Source organism: Candidatus Poriferisodalis sp., from assembly GCF_965237655.1.
In the GTDB taxonomy this organism is placed as follows: Bacteria; Actinomycetota; Acidimicrobiia; order Acidimicrobiales; family Poriferisodalaceae; genus Poriferisodalis.
On record NZ_CBDEGB010000001.1, the window covers coordinates 881,375 to 906,925 of the forward strand.

25 protein-coding genes and 1 pseudogene are annotated in these 25,551 nt (G+C 64.9%); 17 read left to right on the forward strand and 9 right to left on the reverse strand.

Annotated features, from left to right (window positions below; translation table 11 throughout):
- Positions 1-11 precede the first annotated feature (11 nt).
- Both ACPXYO_RS04275 and ACPXYO_RS04280 read left to right on the forward strand, forming a co-directional pair.
- Positions 12-211, forward strand: a pseudogene (locus ACPXYO_RS04275) (type II toxin-antitoxin system HicA family toxin).
- Complete coding sequence (locus ACPXYO_RS04280) at positions 208-552, forward strand: type II toxin-antitoxin system HicB family antitoxin (RefSeq protein ID WP_423916927.1); 345 nt, start codon at positions 208-210, stop codon at positions 550-552. The pseudogene ACPXYO_RS04275 and the gene ACPXYO_RS04280 overlap by 4 nt, the downstream one beginning before the upstream one ends.
- A 280-nt stretch (positions 553-832) precedes the next feature.
- Here the strand turns inward: ACPXYO_RS04280 and ACPXYO_RS04285 are convergent, their stop codons facing one another.
- Positions 833-2,383, reverse strand: coding sequence for a transposase (locus tag ACPXYO_RS04285; protein ID WP_423916928.1), 1,551 nt, complete (start codon positions 2,381-2,383; stop codon positions 833-835).
- A 166-nt stretch (positions 2,384-2,549) separates the two neighbouring features.
- On the opposite strand from ACPXYO_RS04285, the gene ACPXYO_RS04290 reads away from it, so the two are divergent.
- The 5 genes from ACPXYO_RS04290 to ACPXYO_RS04310 all read left to right on the forward strand — a co-directional run bounded on the left by ACPXYO_RS04290 (position 2,550) and on the right by ACPXYO_RS04310 (position 4,765).
- Positions 2,550-2,801 (forward strand): DUF4258 domain-containing protein, encoded by a 252-nt coding sequence (locus tag ACPXYO_RS04290; protein WP_423916930.1) that lies wholly within the window; start codon positions 2,550-2,552, stop codon positions 2,799-2,801.
- Positions 2,798-2,998, forward strand: coding sequence for a DUF2283 domain-containing protein (locus tag ACPXYO_RS04295; protein WP_423916932.1), 201 nt, complete (start codon positions 2,798-2,800; stop codon positions 2,996-2,998). Before ACPXYO_RS04290 ends, ACPXYO_RS04295 begins: the two co-directional genes overlap by 4 nt.
- Positions 2,999-3,039: 41 nt before the next feature.
- Positions 3,040-3,861, forward strand: a complete 822-nt coding sequence (locus ACPXYO_RS04300; protein ID WP_423916934.1) for a Fic family protein — start codon at positions 3,040-3,042, stop codon at positions 3,859-3,861.
- Positions 3,862-4,247: 386 nt separating this feature from the next.
- Positions 4,248-4,421: a type II toxin-antitoxin system HicA family toxin gene (locus ACPXYO_RS04305; RefSeq protein WP_423916828.1), complete on the forward strand. Its 174-nt coding sequence runs from the start codon at positions 4,248-4,250 to the stop codon at positions 4,419-4,421.
- Positions 4,421-4,765, forward strand: a complete 345-nt coding sequence (locus tag ACPXYO_RS04310; protein ID WP_423916936.1) for a type II toxin-antitoxin system HicB family antitoxin — start codon at positions 4,421-4,423, stop codon at positions 4,763-4,765. Before ACPXYO_RS04305 ends, ACPXYO_RS04310 begins: the two co-directional genes overlap by 1 nt.
- On the opposite strand, the gene ACPXYO_RS04315 is transcribed toward ACPXYO_RS04310, so the two are convergent.
- On the reverse strand, positions 4,736-5,227 hold the full coding sequence (locus ACPXYO_RS04315; protein ID WP_423916938.1) for an ASCH domain-containing protein: 492 nt from the start codon (positions 5,225-5,227) through the stop codon (positions 4,736-4,738). The two genes, ACPXYO_RS04310 and ACPXYO_RS04315, sit on opposite strands and share 30 nt — an antisense overlap.
- A gap of 479 nt (positions 5,228-5,706) precedes the next feature.
- Positions 5,707-6,714 carry a tyrosine-type recombinase/integrase gene (locus tag ACPXYO_RS04320; protein ID WP_423916833.1) on the reverse strand — a complete coding sequence of 336 codons (1,008 nt, stop codon included), beginning with the start codon at positions 6,712-6,714 and terminating at the stop codon, positions 5,707-5,709.
- 481 nt (positions 6,715-7,195) lie between these two features.
- On the opposite strand from ACPXYO_RS04320, the gene ACPXYO_RS04325 reads away from it, so the two are divergent.
- Entirely contained in the window at positions 7,196-10,495 is a 3,300-nt protein-coding gene (locus ACPXYO_RS04325; protein ID WP_423916939.1) for an Eco57I restriction-modification methylase domain-containing protein, read from the forward strand.
- A 4-nt stretch (positions 10,496-10,499) separates the two neighbouring features.
- Positions 10,500-13,835, forward strand: a complete 3,336-nt coding sequence (locus ACPXYO_RS04330) for a helicase-related protein (protein ID WP_423916941.1) — start codon at positions 10,500-10,502, stop codon at positions 13,833-13,835.
- A gap of 150 nt (positions 13,836-13,985) precedes the next feature.
- On the opposite strand, the gene ACPXYO_RS04335 is transcribed toward ACPXYO_RS04330, so the two are convergent.
- A complete protein-coding gene (locus ACPXYO_RS04335) occupies positions 13,986-15,182 on the reverse strand; it encodes an ISL3 family transposase (protein WP_423916943.1) in 1,197 nt (398 codons plus the stop codon).
- Positions 15,183-15,297: 115 nt separating this feature from the next.
- Between ACPXYO_RS04335 and ACPXYO_RS04340 the strand changes: the two genes are divergently transcribed.
- From ACPXYO_RS04340 to ACPXYO_RS04355, 4 genes are all read left to right on the forward strand, one after another.
- On the forward strand, positions 15,298-15,612 hold the full coding sequence (locus ACPXYO_RS04340; protein WP_423916945.1) for a transposase: 315 nt from the start codon (positions 15,298-15,300) through the stop codon (positions 15,610-15,612).
- 573 nt (positions 15,613-16,185) lie between these two features.
- Positions 16,186-16,491, forward strand: a complete 306-nt coding sequence (locus ACPXYO_RS04345) for an integrase core domain-containing protein (RefSeq protein WP_423918686.1) — start codon at positions 16,186-16,188, stop codon at positions 16,489-16,491.
- A gap of 165 nt (positions 16,492-16,656) precedes the next feature.
- Positions 16,657-17,622 carry a hypothetical protein gene (locus tag ACPXYO_RS04350; RefSeq protein WP_423916947.1) on the forward strand — a complete coding sequence of 322 codons (966 nt, stop codon included), beginning with the start codon at positions 16,657-16,659 and terminating at the stop codon, positions 17,620-17,622.
- Between the two features lie 4 nt (positions 17,623-17,626).
- Positions 17,627-18,958: an IS1380 family transposase gene (locus ACPXYO_RS04355; RefSeq protein WP_423915956.1), complete on the forward strand. Its 1,332-nt coding sequence runs from the start codon at positions 17,627-17,629 to the stop codon at positions 18,956-18,958.
- A 211-nt stretch (positions 18,959-19,169) separates the two neighbouring features.
- Here the strand turns inward: ACPXYO_RS04355 and ACPXYO_RS04360 are convergent, their stop codons facing one another.
- The 5 genes from ACPXYO_RS04360 to ACPXYO_RS04380 all read right to left on the reverse strand — a co-directional run bounded on the left by ACPXYO_RS04360 (position 19,170) and on the right by ACPXYO_RS04380 (position 21,310).
- The gene (locus ACPXYO_RS04360; protein WP_423916948.1) at positions 19,170-19,586 is read right to left on the reverse strand and encodes a hypothetical protein; all 417 of its coding nucleotides are present in this window, start codon (positions 19,584-19,586) and stop codon (positions 19,170-19,172) included.
- A gap of 12 nt (positions 19,587-19,598) precedes the next feature.
- Positions 19,599-20,276: a DUF433 domain-containing protein gene (locus ACPXYO_RS04365; RefSeq protein WP_423916950.1), complete on the reverse strand. Its 678-nt coding sequence runs from the start codon at positions 20,274-20,276 to the stop codon at positions 19,599-19,601.
- 146 nt (positions 20,277-20,422) lie between these two features.
- A complete protein-coding gene (locus ACPXYO_RS04370) occupies positions 20,423-20,695 on the reverse strand; it encodes a hypothetical protein (protein ID WP_423916951.1) in 273 nt (90 codons plus the stop codon).
- A gap of 40 nt (positions 20,696-20,735) precedes the next feature.
- Positions 20,736-21,062, reverse strand: a complete 327-nt coding sequence (locus tag ACPXYO_RS04375) for a type II toxin-antitoxin system VapC family toxin (protein ID WP_423916953.1) — start codon at positions 21,060-21,062, stop codon at positions 20,736-20,738.
- Positions 21,059-21,310, reverse strand: coding sequence for a ribbon-helix-helix protein, CopG family (locus tag ACPXYO_RS04380; protein ID WP_423916955.1), 252 nt, complete (start codon positions 21,308-21,310; stop codon positions 21,059-21,061). The genes ACPXYO_RS04375 and ACPXYO_RS04380 overlap by 4 nt, the downstream gene beginning before the upstream one ends.
- Positions 21,311-21,490: 180 nt before the next feature.
- Here ACPXYO_RS04380 and ACPXYO_RS04385 point away from each other — a divergent pair, with 180 nt between their 5' ends.
- The 4 genes from ACPXYO_RS04385 (at position 21,491) to ACPXYO_RS04400 (ending at position 25,458) form a co-directional block, all read left to right on the forward strand.
- Complete coding sequence (locus tag ACPXYO_RS04385; protein ID WP_423916957.1) at positions 21,491-21,709, forward strand: hypothetical protein; 219 nt, start codon at positions 21,491-21,493, stop codon at positions 21,707-21,709.
- Between the two features lie 465 nt (positions 21,710-22,174).
- Positions 22,175-23,659 carry an IS21 family transposase gene (istA, locus tag ACPXYO_RS04390; protein WP_423918612.1) on the forward strand — a complete coding sequence of 495 codons (1,485 nt, stop codon included), beginning with the start codon at positions 22,175-22,177 and terminating at the stop codon, positions 23,657-23,659.
- On the forward strand, positions 23,656-24,420 hold the full coding sequence (gene istB / locus ACPXYO_RS04395; protein ID WP_423916039.1) for an IS21-like element helper ATPase IstB: 765 nt from the start codon (positions 23,656-23,658) through the stop codon (positions 24,418-24,420). The genes istA and istB overlap by 4 nt, the downstream gene beginning before the upstream one ends.
- 93 nt (positions 24,421-24,513) lie before the next feature.
- Entirely contained in the window at positions 24,514-25,458 is a 945-nt protein-coding gene (locus tag ACPXYO_RS04400; protein ID WP_423916958.1) for a hypothetical protein, read from the forward strand.
- The last annotated feature ends 93 nt before the right edge of the window (positions 25,459-25,551 follow it).

Genomic DNA, 25,551 nt, shown 5'->3' on the forward strand with positions numbered 1-25,551 from the left:
CGGAGCAGGTCATGCCGACAGTGCGCGACGCAATACGGCTGGTCGAACGCGACGGTTGGGTCCATGCGCGAACACGTGGCAGCCACCGGCAGTTTCGCCGTCCTGACAAGCCGGGCAAGGTCACGATCCCGGGTAGCTTCGAGACGGGGTGCCGAGGGGAACGTGGCTCACCATCTTGAGACAGGCAGGCCTCCGCCGGAGTTTGCGATGAAGCTGACCTACGCAGTCGTCATTGAGCAGACCCCGAACAACTACGGCGCCTACGCGCCAGACGTTCCGGGATGCATCAGCACCGCCGAGACCCCCGATGAGATGCTTGCGAACATCAGCGAGGCGCTCGCCTTCCACGTCGATGGCCTGGTCCGCAGCGGCGACCCTGTGCCGGTGCCTGCGATGTCGATCGACGATGCCATCGCGTACCACGGCCAGGCCCTCGCCGATGCGGATGCGGAGTGGCCGGCTGAGGGCGGCGACGCGACGGCGACGCTCTCGACCCGGTTCGAGACGGTCGAAGTCGAAATCTCAACCCCTCAAGCGACGCTCGCCGGCTGACGCCAGCCCGGGCTCTCGCCGGTCTCTGCGCCGTCGGCAGACGCTTGCGTTAGCCGTGCTCCTTGGTGCCGGTCAGGATCGTCTCGGCGAACCTCGGCTTCAGGGAAACCCCTAGGAGGGTGGTCGGCAATTGGGGTGTGGTGTGTGTTGTTTGTTGAGCGTGCGCGGTTGTCTGGTCGGTGGTTCGGGGTGGGTTGGGCGCGGGTGTTCTGCTTGATGATGCCCAGGCGCATCGTCGGTCGGCCAGTGGGGGCCGGGGTCGCCGGTCGGGGCGGGTGTTTTACCTGATGATGCCGAGGCGGCCGGCGCGGTCGAGGTTGAGGGCGGCGATTCGCAGGTCGAGCCACAGGTTGGCCTTGTCGAGGCCGCGCCAGGGGACGTTTTTGGTGCGGGACTTGATCTGAGCGATTTTGCGTTCGGCTTGGGTTCGCAGTCGGTATCGGCTGAGGAACTCCGGTGTCCATCGTTGCGCTCTTGCGGGGGCGAGGAGTTCTTCGTGGGGGTTGATCTCGACGATTCGGCCGCCGTCGCGTGTGGTGCATCGGGGCTTGAGCTCGCATGCTGCACAATCGGTTGCTGCGAACCGCGCCTGGCGCCGTTTGGCGCCGCGCGGCGGCGGGATGGGTGCGGTGTTCCCTTGCGGGCAGGTGACCGTCGCTGCTTCGAGGTCGATGTCGAAGTCGGCTTTGGTGAGCTTGTCGCCGCGGGTCGGGATCGGCTGGGCGGGGGCGACGAGGTGGATGCCTCGGTCGGCCATCGCTTGGCGGGTGGGCCCCGATCCGTAGTGGGTGTCGGCGATGATCTCGGCGACCGGGACCGGGTCGGCGTCGATGAGGTCTTCGATCACAGCGGCGTCGTGGGTGGTCGCGAGCGTCGCGGCCGCTGAGCAGACCAGGTCCGAGTCCACATCCGCGGACACGTGCAGCTTGTAGCCGTCGTAGCGGTCGGTGCGCGAACGGTGCCCGTGCCGAGCGTCGGGATCGACCGTGGAGATGACCCGGTCCGGGGCCACCCGTTGAGCTATCCGCGGGGTCTGGGCTCCGTCGTCGTCGGCGGCGATCTCGATGTCCTGGCCCGCCACGACCCTCAACAGCTCGACCGCCCCAGCCAGGCCCGGGTCCCCGAAACGGGCGCAGAACCCGATGACGGTCTCGGCGTCGCCGAACAGCTCCGCGACCAGAGCCGCCCGTGCTTGGGGGTCTGCCCACATGATCTGCGGCTTGGCCCCCCGGTCGTAGTCGTCACGCGACAACAGCCCCGCCAGCTCCGCCCCGGCATCGGCGTCGATCCCGCCCAGCACCCCGACGCACCTGCGGACCCCGGACCTGATGAGCGTGATCGTGTCCTGGGTCAGCACGCAGTCCGCCACACCGGTCGAGTCCATCGTGCGGCGATGGCCGATCACCCCGGCGCGCTTGGCAGCGATCTTGACACGATCCCCCAAAAAGGACTCCATCCCGGCGCGAACCAGACGCGCCCGGAACTCCACCAGCACCACATGAGCAATCCCCCGATGCTCCAGCGGCAAACCCAAAGCCGCTTTCCACGACATGTCGAACCGCGAACGCCGCTGCGCCTCACGGTCCGACACGCCATAGAACAACTGCAACAACAACAACGCCGCCGCCACCGACGGCGGATGCGACGGCCGACCCCGGCCAGACGCATACAACGCATCAAAATCGGCATCACAGAACAGCTCGCCCCGAGCCTGCCCCAACGTCACCAAGAACCCCTCGGTGTCGAGCAGGCCGCCCACCAACACCCCGACATCGAAAATCGAACCCTGACCATCAGCCGAACCGCGCACCCCACCATCATCCGCGATCACGCCCCCCAACACGAGGACCCACCCCCGGACTTTCCGACCACCCTCCTAGCGCCCGTGCACGACCGAGCAAGGGGACTGTCAGAATTGACCGTTCCCTCCGAGGTCACGGCTTGAACGCCAGTTCGACGTCGTCGCCTGAGAGCCGAGCTGCCATGAAGAGGCTGAGATGCAACTGACGTACACGCAGCACGCTCGACGGCAGATGGAACGGCGAGAGATTCCTTGGTCGTGGGCGAAGCGGGTCGTGGCGTCGCCGTCACATCGCATGCGGGACCCGGGTGACAGCACGGTGGAGCGCTTCTATGGGCCAATTGACGAGCGTGATGGCCGAGTGCTGCTTGCGGCGGTGAACACGTCGTCGGATCCGTGGCGAGTGGTTACGGTGTTCTTTGACCGCGGAATGCGAGGTGAGGCATGAAGCTGCGAATCGACAAGGAGGACGACGCGCTGTACTTCCATCTCGACGACTCTGCGATTGTCGACTCGCTCGAGGTCGTGCCCGGCGTGGTGTTGGATTTCAACGCTGCCGAACAGGTCGTCGGCATCGAGATGCTGAATGTGTCGGCCAGATCGCCTCATCTCAACCTCAACGCGCTCCAGTTCGAGACCGCGTAGCGGCGAGATGCGCAAGGAAGTCGCGCGCGTCGGCCGGATGGGTGGCCGACAACCTCGCTGTCATCGACGCTGCCCTCGCCAGTGCGCATGAGCCGCTCAGCGTGGAGGTGCTGCACGGCTGGCACGCCCGCCTCATGCGCAACAGCAACCTGGACCCCGAGCTGATCGGGGCGTTCCGTCCCAGAGTCGGCTGGGTCGGCGGCAGCTCACCGCTCACGGCGACGTACATCCCCCCGCCGCCGAGCGAGATCCCCGGCCTGATCGACGATCTCATCGGCTTCGCGAACGACCGGACCGACGTGGACCCGATCTCCCACGCGGCGATCCTGCACGCCCAGTTCGAGGCGATCCATCCCTACGGCGACGGCAACGGCCGACTCGGCCGGATACTCATCACCAGAGCCCTGCGACGAGCGGGCCTGACCCGCCATTCGACGGTGCCGATCAGCGTCGCGATCGCACGAGACGCCGGCGGCTACCTGTCGGGACTGCATCTGTTCGAGCTAGGCAGGACCGGCCCGTGGATCGCCTGGTTCGCTGGCGTCGCGCAACATGCCGCAGCAATCACCGATCAGCTCGCTGACCGCACACGCCACATCATCGACTCGTGGCAGGACAGGCTGAGCGGACTGCGCGCCGACAGCGCAGCACTGGCGCCGGTGCCGCTGCTGGTCGCTCACCCCCTCCAGAGCGCTCCCGACACCGCTGCCCTGCTGCACATCAGCAGACCCGCCGCGAGAACCGCGCTGCGGTCCCTCGCCGACCGCGGCATCCTCACCGCCGTCGAGGCCCCCACACCCGGCGTAGGCCGCAACCGCGACTGGTACGCCGCCTACGACCTCATTGACACCTGGACGCACTGACCGCGCACTCCCCGGGACGCTCATCGCCTCGGTCTCACCGATGACATGCAGCTGCGACGACGGCCGGTGGATGCGGGCCGACTCTTCGACGTGTCCGCTTTATTGGGTTTATAGCGCTTTTGGTGTCAGAACAAATTCCCTATAAAGCTTGCAAAGTCGCCCTTCGCGGGCCAACCGACCGCAGCGCCAGTGCCGGGATGGCGATGCGCGGCATGACCCGTCGCACTTCGACCGCCTGTCACACCCTCATGGCTATGGTGACGGGCAACGGGCGGCGCGGAACCCACCGCTTGCGCAGGGGAACCTGAGCACTCGGCCCTGAGCCGACTTCAGGCGGACCGGCCTCCCGTCTCGCGCGTCATGTGCGCCCATCGGGAAATGCAGCCGTGACCACGCTCCACGCCGCTGGACATCGTGAGCGACCCACTTGCAGCCACCGACAATTTCGCCATCCTGACCAGCCGGGCATGGTCACGATCCCGGGTAGTTTGGAGGATGCGGTGCCGAGGGGTACGTGGCTCAACATCTTGAGACAAGCAGGCCTCCGCCGGAGTTCGTGATGAAGCTGACCTACGCAGTGGTCATTGAGCAGATCTCCAACAACTGCGGTGCCTACGCGCCAGACGTTCCGGGATGCATCAGCACCGCCGAGACCCCCGATGAGATGCTCGCGAACATCCGCGAGGCGCTCGCCTTCCACATCGATGGCCTGGTCGAGAGCGGCGACCCTGTGCCGGTGCCTGCGATGTCCATCGACGATGCCATCGCGTACCACGGCCAGGCCCTCGCCGATTCGGACGCGGAGTCGATGGCTGACTACGGCGACGCCACGTCGACGCTCTCGACTCGGTTCGAAACGGTCGAAGTCGAGATCTCAACCCCTCAAGCGACTCTCGCTGGCTGACGCCAATCTGGCCCCTCGCCGATCTCTACGCTGCCAGCAGACGCTTGCGCTGGGCGTGGCACACATAGGCGAGGCTCTGGGGCGGGCGAAAGTCGTGAGCCTGCCGAAGCGTGTGCAGGGGTATCGGGGCGGCAGCGGCTCGGGGCACTCCAGCAACAGCGCCACGCCGCAATCTCGGCCTTCGAGGTAAGCGTCGAATTCAGTCTTGGACAGGGCGGTGTCGACGCCGTGCAAATGCCACAGCTCGTCGGTTGAGTACCGGGCAACACTTCGGACCACACATGTGCCGACCAGCGCTCGCGCACTGCCCGATGCGTACAGCAGCGCGAGCGTCGAGATGGTGATGCGCGGCATGACTCGTCGCACTTCGACCGTCTTGGTGCCGGCCAAGATCGCCTGGGCGAACCTCGGCTTCAGCGAGAGCACCAGCGCCCGTGCAGGATCGAGCAAGAGCTCAGTCATGGGCGGCGGGTCATGTTGCAGGTGTTCTCCCGTGTGACTGGGGTCCCTGACTTCGTTCCAGCTTGACCGACAATCGGATCACCGTCACCGGCGTTGAGGTTAGACGCCGCCGTCTTTGGGCACGAAATCTCAGTCCAGTGAGGCCGGATGCGCATGGTCCGATTGGGAATTCGTGGTGATGGGAGCTAGCAAGCAATTGCGTCGAATACGGGCTAAATCATCGAGAGAAACACTCAATGAGGACTTGTTCTCGTGCCTGTACACGGGCAAAATCGCGGCGAGGATAATTGCCGTTATCCATGACCTTGAGTCCCCTTGGTAGGCCGATTCCGCAACGAAGCAACGCTAGCGCGAGCCTTCCGAGCCAGAGTCCCAATCCCGACGAGCGGAAGACCTAGTCACGGTTCGCTGCGTCCGGTTGACGAGCAGTAGGTGCTGCGCGCGGAGCCGTTCTGCGTGGATCAGGTTGCCTGAGGCGGTTAGCGGGGGTCCCGCGGGTAGTCATAGAACTGCGCGACAGCGCCTCGGTCGGCGGTCTCATTGCGGGTGTAGTGCGCGGGCATCGTCGGGGAACGCCATCGTCCCGCGGTCATCAGACTGGGCAGTTCGACGCCTATTCGTGCAAGGTCCTGAGCCATGCCGACACGTGGCGAGTGTCCGCTGAAACCGTCGCCCAGGCCGGCCCCCAAGGCTGCCTTCTTGATCCGAAGCGAGATCTGATTCGGGCTGAGTTCGAACACCCGGAGTCCCGCTGGGGCGCCGTTACGAATCGACGCAAGGGCCGCCATGGTCTGCGTCGACACGAACACCACAGCACCTTCGCCGTCGGGGTCGGTCTTCGAGCGTCGAATTAGCAGTCGCCCGCTGCCATCAGGCACCGTCTCGATGTCGCTCCAGGTCAGCGCGGCGCACTCAGAGACCCTGAGCATCGCGTCGCGCATGAGCCTCACGAGAGCGATGTCGACACTTCCTCTCCTCGCGGCAGCCTGTGCGCTCTCTCGTCTGCCGTTCTTTCCGAGACGCGGCCGGCAGGCGGTGGCTGCGATTGCATCGAGTGCATCCGCCGTGAGGCCCTTCGCCTGCTTCTGAGCCTTGCCGGCTACTCGAGTCGCTCCCCTGAGGGTTCTCTTGACGTCCGGATGACTGCACGGGTTCGCGAGGCCGCAGTTGTTGTGGACGTAAGCGATCGCAGCAGCGGCCACGCGCAGCGTGGCCGGCTTGTGCCCGCGCTGCTCAAAGCGTTCGGCCAAGTACGCAGCAACATGCTCGGGCTTGGCAGGAATTGCTGGGACTCTCCGAGCAGTGGCCCAGGTGACGAAGCTGCGCCATTGACTTCTGTAGCTACGGATCGTGTTGTGCGTGATCTCGTGGCAAAACAGTCCACTCAGATTCTCCGCATCGGATTCTGTGAGGAGAACAACATCGGAGGTTGCCTTGTATCCGGGGCGTCTATCGGACGAGTTTCGAATCAATTGCTCGCTGGTCACAACCACACTGCCGCGGACGACTTCTTGCCAGCAACTGCCGCGCCGGGGAGCAGCCTGCCCCGTCGGATCCTCGAATGTCGATAGACGGAGCGCTTCCGATTCTTCGCAAGAGCCGTTGGCTTTGTTGATCCGAGTGGCTTCGACTGGCGGCACTGACCGGTCCACACACGCAAGCTCCGAATCGGACGCTCGCCCACGGGGTCTTGTCATGGAACGATCCCGCAAGCGCTCGATCTTCGCGAATGCCACTGACGATATGCAATATCCCGACAATTGCATGTAGTCATACAAGGTCAGAACTTATGGGATAACGGCAATTTCACACTGCAGCCGGCTTCGGCGCCGAGCTGCAGTTGACCGGAATGCCCAGCGATCTGGCAGAGGTGGCCACAGAGGTCGAGTTCGATCCGTCAGCCGAATCGGTGCTGTGCTCGCCATTTGAGGAACGCCGACAGCACTGCTTGGTCAAGCGGGGCAGGCGGTGATCGAGCAGGAGCTGCGGGAGCTGCTGCAGCAGGGTGACTTCGGGTCGCTGTTTCGCAGGATGGGCTGGGACGATCCTGGGGCCATCGGGACCGTGCAGGTGGATGAGAGCGACCTCGAGCCGACGGCGGTTGCCGACAAGCGGGGCGTGACAGCGTGGCTAGTGGCGTGTCCCGCTGGTGTGCCGCAGCGTTCGGAGCAGCATCGCGTCGTGCGGCGGCTCAAGCGCTTCAGCCGTGACCAGCTCGTCGTATTCGTATCGCCAGCCCAGCACCTGTGGCTGTGGCCGGAGCAGCGGTCCAGCGGAGTCGGGCACCGCCTCGTGGATCATGGGTACCCCTCGGTGGCGCCAACCGAGGCGTTGCTGCAGCGGCTCGTTCAAGCAAGTTTCACCCTTGATGAAGAGGACGGGCTCACCGCGACGTCGGTGCTCGCCCGGATTCGACGCACGTTCAACGCCGACCAGATCACCAAGTCGTTCTACCGGGAGTTCCAGAAGCACCACAAGAACTTCGCTGCGACAGTGGAGGGGATTGCTGCGGATGAGGACCGCAGATGGTACGCGTCGGTGTTGCTGAACCGGATCATGTTCATCTATTTCATCCAGCGCAAGGGGTTCCTTGAAGGCGATCGGAACTATCTCCGCAGCCGCCAGACGATGGTGCGGCAGCGCTACGGCGCCGACCGGTTCTACGCGTTCTACAAGCGATTCCTTGTGCCGCTCTTCCACGCAGGTCTCGGAAGTCCCCCGGGTCATCGCGCAGGCGTTGACCCCGAGATCGAGCGCATCATCGGCGATGTGCCGTATGTCAACGGCGGGATCTTTGAGCCTCACGAGCTGGAGGTGGCCTACGACATCGAGATCAATGACGACGCATTCGAGTCCTTGTTCGACTTCTTCGACGCATGGCGCTGGCACCTGGACGAGACCCCCACCGGCGCGACGGACGAGATCAACCCGGACATCCTCGGGTTCATCTTCGAGCAGTACATCAACTTCACAGATGCAGGCCAGAAGGAGAAAGGCGCCTACTACACCAAGCCGGACGTGACCGGCTACATGGCATCATCGACGATCCTGCCCGCGGTCGCCGATCGTCTCGTCGCCGCCGGGCTGGATGACCCGACGCTGCTGCTGGCCGGCTCGGGTGACGCCTACCTCCATGACGGCAACGCTCACGGCGTAGAACTCCCAACCTCGAGACGGACGGACGGACGCGGCGACGGCGACCTGCCGCCTGTCGGGGATGCATGGCCGTGGCAGTGGCACAGCGGCGACCCAGCCGATTACATGGCGTTGCCGCCCCCAGGCGAGCACCTTGCGCTGCCCGGCGAACGCTGGTGCGACGTAGTGCATAGGCGGGAGCGCTACCGACGCCAAACCGGACTGCTGTCCGACCCGCAGCGGACATGGACCGTCGATGACGCGATCACCGAGAATCTCGATCTCCCGGAGCTGCTGCGCGACTACCTGAGCCAGCTGTCGAACGCTGCCGAGTGCGACGCCGCGTTCGAGGTGCTGCGCTCGCTGACTGTCTGCGATCCGACGGTGGGTTCTGGGGCCTTCCTGTTCGCGGTGCTCGATGTGCTCGAACCGCTGTACGGCGAAGTGCTGGCACGCGCCGCCGAACTCGAGGCCCGCGGCTCACCTGTGCCTCCATTCCTCGCCGAGGCACGCGCGCACCCCAGCAGCCGGTACTGGCTGCTGAAGACGATCTGCCTGCACAACCTGTTCGGCGTCGACCTGATGCGCGACGCGCCGGAGATCGCCAAGCTCCGGCTGTTCTTGAAGCTCGCTGCCCAGATCGACGACGTGAAGCACTTGGAACCGCTGCCCGACCTGGACTTCAACATCAAGTGCGGCAATCTGCTCGTGGGCATCGCCGACACCGAGGACGCAAAGCAACGCCTGTTCAGTCAGAGACTCGACCATGTGAGCCAGCTGCAACAAGTCGAGGAGACGGCGCAGCACATCGCCGATGCCTTCGACGCCTACATCGCTGCGGAAACGGATGACACCGGCCAGCTTGACCACTCGGACGCGAAACAGAGACTCCACGCCAAGCTTCAAGCCGCGCGCAGCATGGCCGACTCGCTGCTGCACGAGATGCGAGACGAGGATGGCGACCTCGACGATTGGGCGAGTTCGCACCAACCGTTCCACTGGTTCGTGGAGTTCCCGAGCGTGTGGCGACAAGGCGGGTTCGACGTCATCATCGGCAACCCGCCCTACATCAAGACCTCGAAGGTCACGAGCTATCGCTGGTTGGGCTACGAGACACAATCCTGCCCGGATCTATATGCAGTCTGCATGGAACGGGCGTCGAACTTGCTCAACGACGGTGGCCGCTTCGCCATGATCGTGATGCACTCCCTCTGCTTCAGTCGTCATTTTGTGTCTCTTCGTGCATGCATGGCGTCAGCATTCGGCTGCCTGTGGGTGTCTTCATACAGCCGCGCGTCTGACAGTCTGTTTTCTGGATCGGCAAAGGTTCGCAACTCCATAGCAATTGGGAGCCGCACGGGATCACGCGAAGTATTCACCACGCAATGCCATCGCTGGTTGGTAGTCGCGCGGACGCACTTGATGGACAACTTGAAGTACACCCGGCTGATCGACAGGTTGGACTCCGGGTGCGGTGTGAAGGTTTGGCCATTCTCATGCAGCGTCGTTTTGGATCGAGCATTCGCCTCGATGTTGTCCGCAAACGAGCCCGTCGTCAGCAGTACAACCAGCGATTCGAACTACGCCCTTGGATTCAAGACGACGGCTACTAACTGGCTTGCCGTATTTGACATCGAGCCGCCGACGGTTGATCCAATTTCGCGAGTGCCTGCCGAAACCGCATCTAACAGAAGCGGCTGGTTCTATTTTGATGACGAATTCTGCCGGAACATCGCCGTGGCCGTGTTCAGCGGGCGCTGGGGCTATCTATGGTGGCTTCTGTACGGCGACGAATTTCATGTCACCCGCGGCACGCTTGCAGCGTTCCCAGGTGACATCAAACGGCTGAGCTCTGATGCGGTCCATATGGGCAACCCTGCCGCGGGTGACATGAAATTCGAGAGTTTAGTGAAGCTGTCCAAGAAGCTGTTGGAGGGTGCGGCCGATCACTTGGAGTTTCACCTGCGCGGCAGCGGCAATAAGCGGGTCTTGGTTGGTCGTTACAACATGTCCAGATTGCGCCACATGACCGACCGTGCCGACTGGCTGCTGGCGCAGGCGTGGGGTATCGAGGACGCATTCGACGCGGCGGGGAATCTGCGCGACCGCATGGTGTTCGGCAATAGGGAATAACGACGTGCCGAAGATCATCGACAACATCGTTCTTGATGCTGAGCGGGAACTGCTTGACTCGCTGTCGTCGTCCTACCGGTTGGATGCAGCGATCGGCTATTTCAACTTGCGCGGCTGGGGGTTATTGGCCGAGGCGGTGGATGCACTGCCGGCGCGGGCCGGTGGGCCGAAGGCGCGGATTCTTGTTGGCATGCACGAGGCCCCGGCCGATGAAATGGCTCGTTTGGCACGTCTTGGGCGGGCCGCACCGATGGACAATGCTGGTGCCGCTCGCTTGAAGAACGAGACGGTCGGGGAGTATCGGGAGCAGTTGCAGGTCGGTTTGCCGACGTATGGCGACGAGGCAGCGCTGCGGGCTCTGCTGCGCCAGATCGAGTCGGGGACCGTCGAGGTCCGGGTACACATGGCTCATCGGCTGCACGCCAAGCTGTATCTCTGCCATCGCGACGACTCTGCGGCGCCTCGCGTGGCGTACGTCGGATCGTCGAACTTGACGAGCTCAGGGCTGCGAGAGCAGGGCGAGCTGAACGTCGATGTGGTGGACGGCGATGCCACCGAGAAGCTCGCTGGTTGGTTCGAGGATCGCTGGAACGATCCGCTCAGCGCTGACGCCACACCGCAGCTGGCGGAGGTTCTCAAGGAGTCGTGGGCTTCGGAGGAGCCGCTCGATCCGTACCTGGTGTATCTGAAGATGGCCTTCCATCTTTCGCAGGAGGCACGCGAGGGCCTGGTCGAGTACGGCCTGCCGGCATCGATGCAGAACGAGCTTCTGGACTTCCAAGCAGCGGCGGTGAAGATCGCCGCCCGGATCGTGATGCAAAAGGGCGGGGCCATGATCGGCGATGTGGTCGGGCTGGGCAAGACGCTTGTCGGCACCGCGATCGCCCGGCTGCTCCAAGAAGAGCAGGGCTTCGAGACGCTGGTGGTCTGCCCGAAGAATCTGACCGAGATGTGGGAGTCGTACCTGCACCGCTATGAGGTGCGCGGCAAGGTGGAGTCGCTGTCGATGGTTCACAAGAACCTGCCTGATGCCCGGCGCTACCGGCTGGTCATCATCGACGAGGCACACAATCTCAGAAGCGACAAGCGCCGGGACCATCAAGTCATCAAGGACTACATCACCGACAACGACTCGCGGACGCTGCTGCTGACCGCGACCCCCTACAACAAGCAACTCGGTGATCTCGCGTCGCAGCTGTCGCTGTTCATCCGTCCCGACGCCGATCTGGGCGTCCGGCCCGAGCGGGCGATTGCTGAGATCGGCGAGGGCGACTTCTCGTATTTGTGCGACGGTCAGACCTCCTCTCTGGCGGCGTTCCGACGGTCGGAACATCTGGAGGACTGGCAAGCACTCATGTCCCAGTACATGGTGCGTCGCACGCGTCGCTTCGTGGAAGACAACTACGCACTCACCGATGAGCAAGGTCGGCGCTATCTGGAGTTCGGCACGGGCAAACGGTTCCATTTCCCCGAACGGACACCCCAGCCGGTCGACTGGGACCTCGCCGAGGACGACCCGGCACACGAGATGATCTCGGATCGCACCCTCGACGCGATCCGCGACCTGCGGCTGCCTCGCTACCAGCTTGGCTACTTCATCGACGAGGACTTCGTGCCCGGCGATGGGGATGAGCGGCAGTTGATGGAGGACCTCGAGAACTCAGTGCAAGGCAACCTGGCGGGCTTCACCAGGATCACGATGTTCAAGCGGCTGTCGTCGTCGGGGCCAGCGTTTGTGGCGACCCTTCGGCGTCATCGACTTCGGAACCTGGTGGCGGCCTATGCGCTGGCGAACGGCTTGGACATGCCGATCGGTTCCGTTGACAACGCATTGTGGGCGGCCGAGACCGACCAAGAACTCGAAGACAGCGGCGAAGACGATGACAGCGACGGTGCTGTGCTGTTCGGCACAGACGAGGACACTGCAGCGAGCGCATACGACAAGCTGCGCGCCAAGAGCCCCAAGGCGATCCGTTGGGCGCCGCCGCACATGTTCAGCGCCGATCTCGCCGACGAGCTGCGCGACGATGCGGACATCATCAGCGACCTGCTGGGGCGCTTCGGAGACTGGGACGCGGACCGCGACGGCAAGATCGCAGCACTGATGGACGTGCTCACGGTCCAGCATCCCCACGCCAAGGTGCTGATCTTCACCGAGGCTGCGGATACCGCCCGCTATGTGTGGGCAGAGCTAGTACGGCGTGGCGTCAGCGACGCAGGGCTCGTCACAGGCGACACCGAGGACCCCACGGCAGTGGCGCAGCGGTTCTCGCCGGTGTCCAACGGTCTCGGCGGAGACGGGCACCCGGTGCGGGACGAGTTGCGAGTGCTGGTGTCGACCGATGTGCTGTCGGAGGGCCAGAACCTCCAGGACGCGCACATCGTCGTCAACTACGACCTGCCGTGGGCGATCGTCAAGCTGGTGCAGCGCGCCGGACGAGTCGATCGCATCGGACAGCGCTCGGCTGAAGTGGTGGTGGTGTCGCTGATGCCTGACGCCTCGGTGGAGAAGGAGATCGAACTGCGCGGGCGCGTGCTACGCCGGCTGGGAGAGAACGCGCGCCTGCTCGGCTCCGATGAGGCTTTCTTCGGTCACCACTCCGAGCGGCAGGTGATCTCAGGAGTGTTCGACGAGTCGTCGGGGTTCAGGCTGGGTGCCGGCGTGGACGAAGTGGACCCTGTGTCGATGGCATATGAGATCTGGCGTCACGCAGCCGACGCCGACCCCGACCTGGCGGAGAAAGTCGCGGCGCTGCCCAATGTCGTGTACGCGACCAAACAACTCGCCCATGGCCCGCCCGGCGCGACGCCCGGTGTGGTGATTCACACGCAGACCCACGCCGGCGCAGACGCGTTCGCTTTCATCGAGCCCAGCGGAGGCGGCCGGCGTGTCACCCCCCAAGAAGCGCTTCGTCTTGCTGAATCCGAACCGTCCACACCGTCGGCGCCTCGTCTCGACGGTCACCATGACCTCGTCGCAGCAGCGCTGAGCGGCGCGCTGCGCACACCGACAGGCCGCACCAGCGGCGCCCTGCAAGGCGTGCGCGGCAAGGTGTGGAACCGCTTCGACGGCCAGCTCGACAAGTTCACCGACACCCTGTGGGTCACCAAAGCCGACCTCGAAGCGGCGCTGGACGCGATCAACGCACGTCCCTTGTACGACTCAGCTATCCAGCGGCTCGCTCGGGCATTGCGAGAACGCAGCGACGACGACCTCGCCGCGCTCATCGTTGACCTCCACAACGACGACCGGCTCAGCGTGCCTCCCGTCCCCCAAGGCACCCAAGCCGAACCCAACATCGTCTGCAGCATGGGCCTCCGTTCCGTAGACGGGCTTTGACCCACGGCAGCACTGTGGCTTAACCGCCGGAGCGTGGCAGGGTGGCACGAGCATGAGTCACTCCGGAGGAGATGGAACTAGCCGACAGGGTCTTTAACTTGGTCCTGCGCGGTTTTGTGGGGTTGGGGCTGCTGGGATCGGTGGGGGTCATTATGTCGTGAGGATGCCGCGGGCGGCGAAGTTGTGCGGGTTGGTGAAGCCGTGGGCGGTTCTACGCAGTACTTGGAGGAGGTTGTTGGTTCCTTCGATGCGTCCGTTTGAGGGTCGGCCGGTGTGGTGCCAGGCGAGTATTTCTGTGGACCAGGCGATGACGGTGTCCACGACGGAGCTGAACTCGGGCAGCTCGCCGGTGGCGTAGAGATCGGCGAACCGGTCCAGGGCTTCGAGGGCGCCTTGTTCGTCTTCGGCGAGATAGAGGCCGTGCAGTTCCTGGAGGGCCGCCCAGCCGGCTCGCAGTCGCGGGTGGGCGTCGAAGAGCTTTTCGAGGCGGGCACGGTCGGCTGGGTTGAGCTGGTCGCCGCGGCGCCCCAGCGCGAACCTCGCCTTGAACACCTCGCGGTCGAACGCTGGCTTGACGCCGGGCGGGCGGCGGCGCTGGATGTCGCGGCGCACCGCGGTCAGCCCGGCGCTGAACCAGCGGATCACATGAAAGCGGTCCAGCACGTGGCGGGCGTGCCCGAGGCGGGCGTCGATAGCGGCCCTGTACGCCTTGGAGCCGTCTGAGACCACGACCTTGACGCCTTTGCACCAGCGAGGCCCCTGAGCTGCCAGGAACCCCGAAAGCGCTGCAGCGCTGCGGTGGGGGACCATTGCCAGGGTCTCGCCGGAGTCGCCGTTCATGATCACAGTCACGTATCGGTGCCGTTTGCGCATCGAGGTCTCATCGACCAGAAGCACCCGGCTGCGGCGGCTGCGGCGATGGTCTGCCACGAGCGCCGACCAGGCCGTCACCAGCGTCATCACCGCTTCCCAGCCGATCCTGTGACGGCGAGCGACCGCACGGATCGGCATCGCCTTGGCGTCCGACACCAGCCGACGCGCCAGACGCCGCGTCAAGCGGCCCTCGAACTCGGGGTGGTCCTCCACCCAGCGCCTGTCGCAGCCCCAGCACGCGAACCGGCGGCGCAGCCACACCAGCGTCACCGACCGGCCCGACACCTCCAGGTCGCGTATCTCGCGGCGACGTCTGTCGTGCACCCCAGCACTGCCCAGCCCGCACCCCGGGCACCGAGGACGCCTGACCGTGGACGCGACCTCCACCCGCAGCTCGTCGACCTCGTCGACCAGCACACTCAGCACGCGCAACTGACGCAGGTGCAACCGCACCCGCATAACATCGGAAGCCATCGAGGCCCTCCTGGATCGTGATCTACCAATCACCGATCCCAGCAGGGCCTCGACCTGTCCCGTGTCATCGTTTCTTGCACAGTTCTTGGTTTGAGTCTGTTGCGAGGAGTTGAGCATGGCGAAGGCTTCGAAGAAGTCGCCCGAGGAGAAGCTGCGGGTGGTGTTGAGCGTGCTGCGCGGCGAGTTGTCCGCGTCGGTGGCGGGTCGCCGGGCGGGGGTTTCTGAGCAGACGGTGCACAATTGGAAGAAGGCGTTCTTGGAGGGGGGTCGGGACCGTCTGGCGCTCGGCGGTCGCCGTCGATCGGCGCGCGAGTTGGAGCTCGAAGCGGAGTGTGAGGAGCTCAAGGCGGCGTTGGGCGAGGCCCATGTGCAGCTGCGGGTGTGGAAGAAGGGGGCGGAGTATCTCCCCCCGTTGGGGACCTCGAGGTGATTCGCACTGAAGCGGGCATGCCCATCGCGAGGTTCGCTGCTGTGATCGGCGTGCCCCGGCGGACCTACCAGCACCGGCTGGCCACCCACCGCGCCGGCGACCCGCCGGCCGGGCCGTGGCCGGCGTGGGGTCATCGCAAGATCTGGGCCATGGGCCGCCACGCCGGCTGGGAGTTCGGATCCCAGTCGTCGGTGCGACGCGCGATGGCCCGCCGGGGGCTGTTGCAACCGGTCCGCTACCAGGCTGAGCGGCGCCAGCTGGCCAAAGCCCGCAGAGCCGTCTTCGCGGAGACCCCGTCGCGACGGAACCGGGTATGGCAGGCCGATTTCTCGGAGTTCGAGACCGAGACCGCCGGCGCCTGGCAGCTCGGCGGCGTGGTCGACTACGTCACCAAGCTCGTGTTGGCGTGCCCGGTGAGCGCAACCCAGACCGCCGGGGACCTGTGCGCCGCGTTCGACGCTGCCGAGACCCGCGCCAGCGAACTGCTGGGGCACCGGCTCGTCGAGGACTGCACCGACGACGACACCGGCGAGATCGACCCCGATCGTGATCGTGACCGACAACGGCCCGGCCATGAAATCAGCGGCCGTCGCCCGCTGGTTCGCCGACCGCTCCCACTTCTCGCACGTAAGAACCAGGCACCGGTCGCCGCACACAAACGGAGTGATCGAACGCTGGTTCGAAGCATTGAAATACGAACGGCTCTACCGCCACGACATCGCAGACGGCATCGGCCTCGCCGACCACGCCGCCGACTTCATCGACGAATACAACCGAATCCGACCCCACGAGAGCCTCGACTGGGCCCGCCCCCTCGACGCATATCTGCATACCCCGACACTCAAACCGAAACCCCCGAAACCTGAGCAACAAACTTGACACGGGACACACCCCTATTCAGGGACCCTCAACCACCCCAATCCCCACGTTTCCGCGCAGGCTCTTTAACTTGGGCCCCACGGACCAACTAACGGGTCCGCGTCACATCATCTTCCTCCGCCGATGTATCCATGATTCCAGCACGACGTCTCTAGGCTCGCCTGAGTGGCCAACCGAAAACGCAATAGAAGGTCAAAACGTCAACCAGCGCGTCGTAAATCGAATACGACCGCGCCGGATGATCGTCCGTTCATGCCGCAACCAGTGGAAGCGGCGTCGCACATGCTTAAGAGATTCTTGCATTATCAGGAATCGCACGGTGACAACCGGGGCGCACTAGCAGCTGCGACCGAGGACTTACGGTCGTGCGCGAGAGAAATCAATGCAATCGGCCGCACTTTTCCCATCTTCGACCTCCTTGACCAAGCAAGGTTCACACAGACAGTCCATAACCCGAATACGTATCAAGAGTCCACTCATCGAGGCTCTCTTCCGCTCTTGGAGCTTGTCGCTCTGGCGCTCACTGCCCAGCCGCCAGTTGACGATTTTCTAGGCGAGCCAAATCAGATTGAGCATCCTTCGGAGGCTGTTCAGCGGGCGCTCGATCTCGGGGGTGAAATTGTTGACCTGACAGTTATCCGAAGGCTCCTCAGTGCTGTTGAGGAGGGCGACTCTCGTGATGTCTTGGCGTTCATTGCGAGCCAACGTGAGATCTTTGTGCGAAGCCCAACCTACGAACACATAGCCGAGCGCACACTCGATCTGCTGTTCGACGATCCGCAATTGAACGTGCTATGTCAAGGACGCCTCGGCTTTACCGCCCGTCAAGCCCGTGATTTGTTCAGCGCGATCGACGCGCGAGTCGGCAAATCAATTGGCGAGTACGCGAATCGGCACAAGCGGTTCGGTGATCTGGCTGAGTCTCATCCGGGATTCCCAAAGTTCGGCTCCGGTGACATGCCGGACCCCGAGAGCATCCCGGCACCAGTCATGGCACTAACCCTGATTTTTCATGAGTCTGGTGGGCTTGGGTGTGTGAGTCCGCGGAAAAGCCCCTCTGATCTGCGACGATGCGTGTTGTCGAGGCACGCGGTCGGCAGTTCAGGGGGGCATCTCCGAGGTGAAACTTAGCAGTGTGACAAACGCGCGTCTGGCAGGCGGCGGGGATCGGGTGGTGTGGGGTGCGGGGCTGTTCGCTTTGGGCGGTTTCGCGGACCGGGTCGGGCTGACCGAGGCGCTGTCGGCGGCGGTGCCGCGCCGCGGCGAGCGCGCCCCGGTCCATGACCGGGGCCGGCTGTTGACGCATTTGCTGTTGGTGCTCGCCGGCGGCGGTGAGGCGTGCACAGATATCGAGCATCTGCGGTCTCAGCGGGAGCTGTTCGGGGCGGTGGGGTCGGACTCGACGCTGTATCGGGCGCTGCGGGGCATCGACGCCTCGGCGCTGGGCGGGCTGTGGGCAGCCGCGGCCGAGGCGCGTGAGCGAGTGTGGTCCCAGCGCCGCGGTTCGGGTCCGTTGGTGGTCGACATCGACTCGACGCTGGTGGAGGTCCACTCGCCCAACAAGGCGGGTGCGGCGCCGCATTTCAAGGGCGGGTACGGGTTCCACCCGATGATCTGCTCGACCGCGGACGGGGAGCCGTTGTGGGCGAAGCTGCGCCCGGGCAACGCGGCCGCGAACAGCATCGCCGATCACGTCGAGGTGCTCGACGCTGCGATATCGGTGCTGCCCGACGCTGACGCGGCAGGCCATCGGGCAGGCGACGATCTGGCGCTCGCAGGACGCGAGATGGTGCTGCGCTTGGACTCAGGAGGCTGTTCGGCGCGTATCGCCGCGGCGTGCAGGGACCGCAACGTGACGTTTTTCATGTCCGCCCGGGCCACAGCAGGCATCGACGCCGCGATCGCTGCGGCCCGCTGCGACCCAGGGCGGTGGACGCCGGGGGTGCCGAACCCCAAACAGCGGCATCCCAAAGCGCACGTCGCCGAGCTCACCGACCTGGTGGACCTGTCGGGCTGGCCAGCGCGGACACGGCTGATCATCCGACGCGAGCCCTTGCATCCGGGCGCGCAGCGCAGCCTGTTCGCGTCCGAGAACTTCCGCTACTGGGGATTCCTCACCGACGCTGCGGGCAGCCCCGCCCGGCTCGACCGTCTCATGCGCAAGCACGCCGACGTCGAGGACGCCATAGCCCGCCTCAAAGACAGCGGACTGGCCCGCATGCCCTTCACAGCCTGGGACGCCAACTGTGCATGGGCAGCGCTGTGCATGATCAGCGCCGCGCTCGTGCACTGGTTCCAGACACAGCGCCTTGCCGGACCGCTCAAACGCGCGGCACCCAAACGGCTCCGCTGGCAGCTGTGGCACCTGCCCGCGCTCGTATGCGAAACCGGCCGACGCACCTGGCTGCGGCTCCCCACCGCACACCCCGGCACCCGAAGCCTGCTCGCCGCCCAGCACCCCAACTGAGCACCCCGCACCCCCAGCCGCCAACAGCGCCGCTCACGCGGCGGCCGACCCGTCGCGCCCACACACCCATGTCAGGGTCCAACACCGGCCCTGCGACCACCCCAGCGGCACCAAACAACACCCACCGGGTCCCGTCAAGCCGACAAACCCGCCCGACACACCAAAACACAACCCATAAACCCTGAACAGGCATTCTCGTGAATAATCAGGGCTAGTCGATTGGCTTCAGACCATCTCGTCGCGTCAGGGCCCAGAGGGACGGTCCGCTTTGGGTACCGACCTCGCTGACGATGTCATTCCAGTGCCGCTCGATGAGCGCAGCCATCTGGGTCTTGTTCAGGTTCTTGGTGCTCGTCAGGAACACAGCCCTCACTGCCGATCGCATCAGGTGCTTGCGCTCGTTCTTGTCGCGACGGATCCTCTTGTCACGTGTAATGAAGATCAGGTCACGACCACTCGCGCCGAGCGCGTCGAGCAGGTCGGGGTCCTTGGTTGACGCTGGGATTTCCGGAATCGCTGGATGTCCGACGTAGTACACGAGCCCTGGGTGCATGGCTTCGAGTTCCTTGGCAACGCCGAGGATGTTCTCGTCAATGAACACTCCGTTGAACGTGCCGCCTTCCGCCATGGTCGTTCAGGCTCATGCGACCCGTGAGCATCTCAGGGCGTCGTCGACGTCGTCGTCGGTGATGTCCCACGTTGCCTTGATGTCGTCGCGCGTCTCGCCAGCAGCAAGAGCTTCCGCGATTGCCGAGACCCGCAATCGCCGGCCACGCACGGTCGGCTCGCCGAAACCGAATTCGGGGTCCAGCACCACGTTCGGGGTGCCGAACAAACGGAAGCGGCGCACCTCGTCCGTTTTCTCGTACTCGGCGTCCTGCTGAAAGCGCTGCACTTCCATCGAGAGCATGACGCTTTGGTTGGTGCGCACCACGAAACGCAGCGAAGGACTCAGAAGCGTCTCGTCCTGGACACGTAACACCAAGTCTCTACCATCTTCGCTGAGGAACGGGCGAGCGGTCGCGAGCGGATAGTCGGTACCAAACTCCTCTCGCAGCGCCATGATCGCCGGACGCATCCGCACGACCGAGACGCCGCGGCTGCGGTACTCGGCGATCAGCCGGGTCTCGACGAATTCACCCCAAGTCGCCACATCTGACCCAGTGGTCCCCACACGCACCAGCGGCTCATATCGGCGACCGCGCCGCTCATTGCCGTCGATCCAACGCCGCGCCGTACCGGTGCCCAAGTCGAGCAGGCGGTCCACTTGGCTCATCACGTACAACTCACGGTGAAGCAGGGACGTGACCTGGCTCATCAGCACCTCCCGGGATGCGTGCTCGTCCTGAGGATGCCACGAACGCTGTGTATGCAACGACTCAATTGGGGCCGCAACGAACTGCACGTCCCCAGGACCACAGATGAGGAGCCAAGACTTCGGTCAAGATTCGTGGCGATGTGGGCTCAGGAGCCAGACGAGCCGCCCATCACGCGGTTGAGGAACTCGAGCGCATCCGTGTGCCACCAGTAGCCACTTGCAGGAATCCAAGACGAGTCCCACATCCAGTGCTGGACATGCGGAGCGACGCTCGCCACGTGGTTGCTGAGAGCTTGGTCGACGTGGTTTCGGTAGACGATCTCAAGCGTTCGGAAGTCGGTGAAGAGTGCTCCCGGGATGGCTCCAGTCCACTCGTACAGATCAACGGCCAGAGAGCGGTCGGCATTGGCCAGTGTCACGAAGGTCGGGAAACGTTCCGGGGAGATCAGTTGCTCAAGGTCAGCTGGTGAGCACGGGCTGGCCCAAGCGCAGGGCGCAGATGGCGACGTGCGCGTCGACTGTGTCGGTGGTCTGCGTTGACGCCAGCAGCACGCCGACTAGACGCGCGTCGCTCGCATCCAGCGGGACGATGTCGATCTCGGGCCTGCGAAGCAGTGCTGCAAGTCGTGCCTGACGGCGTGGGTTGCGCCACGCTTGGGCGACACAACCCGCCGGGACCGTCAGCGTCGCGCCGATAGCGCGTGCTTCCGCGACGAGCGCGACCATGGTTCGGGTCGCGCGTTCCCACGCGATGAGTGCCCCGGTGTCGATAACAGCGCTGTTCACGCAGCAGCGTCGCCCGACAACACGCGCCTGGCGGCAGCGCGTTCGTCGGGTGTGAGCGGCCCGCCGGTCTCGTCGAGCATTGTGGCCAGCAGCACGTCGAAGTCAGCGTCGGCCGCGAGCTGGCATTGCACGGAGTGTTCGACATAAGCCGACACGCTCGATGCGCCACCTTGGGCAACCAGCGCCTTCACTCGGTCGACGATGTCGGAGTCGACGGTGATCGTCAACCGGCTCTTCGTGGCTGTCATACTGATCATCTTACTGAACAGCTGTCAGACACCCCGGCGACGTTATGTCTGACGACACTTGCCGCCAAACGAAAAAAAGGGATCCCCATCGGGGGTCCCAGCTGGACCTCGACAGAGATCCCTAGCAAAGCGGGTTCCACCGGAACCCGGACCGAAATGGTGCCCAACGGGCGAGATCAAGTGCCTGCGACGTACGCCGAGCCGAGCGAGATCGTCGTGCATCGGCTGACACCTGACGAGGCACGGGAAGCGCTTGAAGCCGCGATCGCCCAGACCGGATTCACGCGTGAGGAACTCGAGGCACAGGCACGCGCTGGTCGGTTTGAGACCGAGCTGGCGCATCAGACGTGGTTCTGCTTGCCGCCTCGGCTCGGAACGTCGGCAGGGTCACGACGGTGAACAGCATCGTGGAGCCGAGCAGCTGGGCACGCTCGCCGCGCTAACCGCCACCAACTCAACTGCCGAGACGCAATCCCTAACCGATCGCTCAAGTCAAGGCGGCGGTTGTTGCGGCCTGGGCATGGCCCGGCCGCTGTGCTCGACGAGAGAGCTTCGCGTTCAAATAAGGATTTCAATTACATAAGCACGCTGCTTATAATTGTCACATGCTTATGGAAGTAACTCGGCTGTTCGACAGCGCCGGGGTCATGGCGACTGTTGGTTCAGACACGTGTCGGCGGCCATGAGATCCTGCCCAGTGGCGGCCATGTAGCTGCCCGCTGGCGGCCGACGGTTCTGCCCAGCGGCGGCCAACAGAACTGCCCGCGTTGAAGTCCATTTCCCGTCGGGGTGCACCGCGGCGGGGTGCTCCTCCTACTCGAATAGCCGGTCACCACAACCGTGACCATCGAGCAGGAGGAGCAAGTGAAGTCTCGCGAGGAAATCATGAACATGTTGGAAGCGTTCGACCTGACTGGGTCGTTCCGGGATGCCGGCGAGCTGGCCGGTTGTTCGCATCACACCGTCGCCGCGTATGTGGCTGAGCGCGACGAGGGTCGGCTGGGGGGTGTGGGCCCGGTGCGGCGGAAACGGATCATCGATCCGTGGCTGCCGAAGATCGAGGAGTGGGTGGAGCGCTCCTGTGGCAAGATCCGCGCCGATCGTTGCCACGCCAAGCTGAAAGCGTTGGGGTTCGAGGGTTCGGATCGCACGGTGCGCCGAGCAGTGGCGGAGGCCAAGAAGAGCTTCCGGGCGGGTCGGCGGCGGGTGTATCGGCCGTGGATCCCCGAGCCGGGCATGTGGGCGCAGTGGGACTGGGGCGCGGGCCCGGTCATCGCCGGGCGGCGGACGAATCTGTTTTGCGCGTGGCTGGCGTGGTCGAGGTTCCGGGTGGTGATCGCGACCTGGGACCGCACCCTGCCCACGGTGATCGCCTGTGTGGATCGGGCGATGCGAGCCTTTGGCGGCGCTGCGACGTATTGGCTCACCGACAACGAGCGCACGGTCACGATCGACCACGTCGCCGGGATCGCCGTGCGCCATCCGGAGATCGTTGCGGTCGGCGGCCACTACGGCGTGACGGTCGCGACGTGTGTGCCGGCGGACCCTGAATCCAAAGGCGGCAGCGAGGCGACGGTGCGGGTCGCCAAGGCCGACTTGGTGCCAACCGACGCGAACCTGCGCGGCGACTACGCCAGTTGGGCCGAGCTGGTCGAGGCCTGCGAGGCGTTCACCGCTGAGGTGAACGAGCGGGTCCATCGGGTGACCCGGCGGGCGCCGGTGGAGATGCTCACCGAGGAACGGCACCGGCTGCACGCGCTGCCCGAACGCCCATACACGGCAGCGCTCGGGGAGACCCGGAAAGTCTCTTGGAGCTCCACGGTCAGCTTCGGCGGCGTGACCTACTCGGTCCCGCACACCCTCGCCGATGAGACGGTGTGGGTGCGCGTCGACGGTGACCAGGTCGTCGTCACCCACTGCGCACCGTCAGGCCCAATCGAGGTCGCCCGCCACCAGAGTTCGACACCCGGGCATCCGATGATCGACGACGCCCACTACCCGCCACGCCCGGCTGGGCCACTGGCGCGGCGTCCGAAGCCGACGAGCGCGGCCGAGACCGAGTTCCTCGCCATCGGAGACGGCGCCCGCACCTGGCTCGTTGAAGCAGCCGCCGCGGGCACGACCCGCATGAAGGTCAAGATGGCCCAAGCCGTCACCCTTGCCCGCCTCCACGGCCAGGTCCGCGTTGATTGGGCGCTCGGCCACTCCGCGATGTTCGGCCGCTTCGCAGACGGCGACCTGGCCTCGATCCTGGCTGCTGACCCGCCCGGACAACCCCGGCGCGCCGATGACGCGCACTCGCTGCAGCCCGGCACCGCCGCTTGGGGTCGCCTCGGAGGCGACCGATGAACCCAGCGCCGATCGACGAGGTCGTCGACTTGCTCCGCGCCCTGCGCCTACCCCACATGCGCGCCGCAGCACCGGACCTGTTGGCCACCGCCAAGGCACAACGCTGGGAACCGGCCGAAGCAATGAGGGCACTGCTGGCCGAGGAGCTCGCCGGCCGCCAAGCATCCTCAATCCGGGCCCGGCGCAAAGCGGCCGGGTTCCCCACCGGCAAGACCTTCGACATCTGGGACGGAACCGTCAGCTCGATCCCGGCGCCGACCCAGCGGGCGCTACGCACCCTGGAGTGGATCCACCGCCACGAGAACCTCGTCGTGTGCGGACCATCAGGCACAGGCAAGACGCACTTCCTTGAAGCGCTCGGCCAGGCCGCCGTCGATGCCGGCCACAAGGTGTCCTGGTTCAGTCTCGAGCACCTCGGCGCGCTCGTGCGCCGCCACAGCGCCGACGACACCGCCGCCAAGGCCATCCGGCGGATCATGCGCTCCGACGTCATCGTGATCGACGACATCGGCCTGCTCCCAGTCACCACCGAGACCGCCGAGGCGCTCTACCGGGTCGTCGACGCCGCTTACGAGAAACGCTCCATCGCCCTGTCGAGCAACCTTCACCCCGCCGGGTTCGACGAACTCATGCCCAAGACCATCGCCAACGCCACCGTCGACCGGCTGCTCCACCACGCCCACGTCGTCATGACCGCCGGCGACAGCATCCGCCTCACCCAAGCCACCGCCGGCAAGGGGGTGACGCCACTGACCAACTGACCCACGGGCAGAACACCTGGCCACCACCGGGCAGTTCTGTTGGCCACCAACGGGCAGTCCTGCTGTCCGCCACTGGGCAGATCCCACTGGCCCTTGACAGACACGAAGACGACTGCCGTCACCGATGCCGTTCTCGACGCTGAGGTTGACGACATACGGATTCGGTTCGCTGTCGAGATCAAGAGCCGCCCTCCGTACCCCGGCGAGACCCCGCGCTTGGAGCCCGTGAGAGATCGCCTCGCAACCGTAGGTGTGCCGTTGCTCGTGGCTCCACTGATTACCGAGTCCACCGGGCGGGCGCTCACGGAGGCGCAGTGGTCGTGGGCCGACACCCATGGCAACGCTGATGTCCGCGCACGCGGTATTCGCATCAGTTGCCGCGTGCCGAGTCGTTCGGTGAGAAGGACCCGGCGCGGCATGCCCAGAGGGTCCGGATCATGGTCGATCATCCGCTCGCTGATCTCGGACGGCGTCGTGGAAGGGGAAGCTGAGCTCGCCGAACGTGCTGGTGTCAGCCAGCCCCGGGTCTCGCAGGTGTTGTCGGCGTTGTCGGCCGCTGGGCTCGTCGAACGCCAAGGACGATCAACGTGGACCGTGGACCGGTCGGCGCTGCTCGATTCCTTCTCGAACCACTATGCGGACACACGAGGATTCACCAGCTGGTTCTACTCCTTGGATTCTCCCCATCAGACTTGCGAGCGGATCATGGCTGCCGGAGAGTCTCTTCAAGCTGACACTGTCATCTCGGGTGACGTCGCCGCTGACCGTCTCGTCCCGTGGCGCGTGCCCACGCACACGACGGTGTACACGGGTGATCATCGGCTTGCGGCCCACCTTGAGTTGACTCCCGCTCAAGGCCCCGACGATGCGAATGTCGAGTTGATCGTTCCCGCAGACAACTCGGTTCTACGCATCCGCCGGGAAGACGATCCGGCTCTGGCTCATCCGATGCAGGTGATATTGGACCTCCAGCGACTCGGCGGGGCCGATCGACACGAAGCCGCAGAGAGAGTGCGCGAATGGCTGCTGGCCCGCTAGAGCAACTTGACTTGACTTGCGCGTCGGCTGCCGAACACCTCGGATTCAGCGCGCTGGCAGATGTCGCCGCAGCGACGGTCGATAGCGACAACT

Coding starts and splice junctions, on each gene's coding strand:
- ACPXYO_RS04280 (WP_423916927.1), top strand. CDS start 208: ATGAAGCTGACCTACGCAGTCGTCATTGAGCAGACCCCGAACAACTAC.
- ACPXYO_RS04290 (WP_423916930.1), top strand. CDS start 2,550: ATGCAACTGACGTACACGCAGCACGCTCGACGGCAGATGGAACGGCGA.
- ACPXYO_RS04295 (WP_423916932.1), top strand. CDS start 2,798: ATGAAGCTGCGAATCGACAAGGAGGACGACGCGCTGTACTTCCATCTC.
- ACPXYO_RS04310 (WP_423916936.1), top strand. CDS start 4,421: ATGAAGCTGACCTACGCAGTGGTCATTGAGCAGATCTCCAACAACTGC.
- ACPXYO_RS04315 (WP_423916938.1), bottom strand. CDS start 5,227: ATGACTGAGCTCTTGCTCGATCCTGCACGGGCGCTGGTGCTCTCGCTG.
- ACPXYO_RS04335 (WP_423916943.1), bottom strand. CDS start 15,182: ATGGCTTCCGATGTTATGCGGGTGCGGTTGCACCTGCGTCAGTTGCGC.
- ACPXYO_RS04340 (WP_423916945.1), top strand. CDS start 15,298: ATGGCGAAGGCTTCGAAGAAGTCGCCCGAGGAGAAGCTGCGGGTGGTG.
- ACPXYO_RS04345 (WP_423918686.1), top strand. CDS start 16,186: ATGAAATCAGCGGCCGTCGCCCGCTGGTTCGCCGACCGCTCCCACTTC.
- ACPXYO_RS04360 (WP_423916948.1), bottom strand. CDS start 19,586: ATGGCGGAAGGCGGCACGTTCAACGGAGTGTTCATTGACGAGAACATC.
- ACPXYO_RS04365 (WP_423916950.1), bottom strand. CDS start 20,276: ATGAGCCAGGTCACGTCCCTGCTTCACCGTGAGTTGTACGTGATGAGC.
- ACPXYO_RS04380 (WP_423916955.1), bottom strand. CDS start 21,310: ATGACAGCCACGAAGAGCCGGTTGACGATCACCGTCGACTCCGACATC.
- istB (WP_423916039.1), top strand. CDS start 23,656: ATGAACCCAGCGCCGATCGACGAGGTCGTCGACTTGCTCCGCGCCCTG.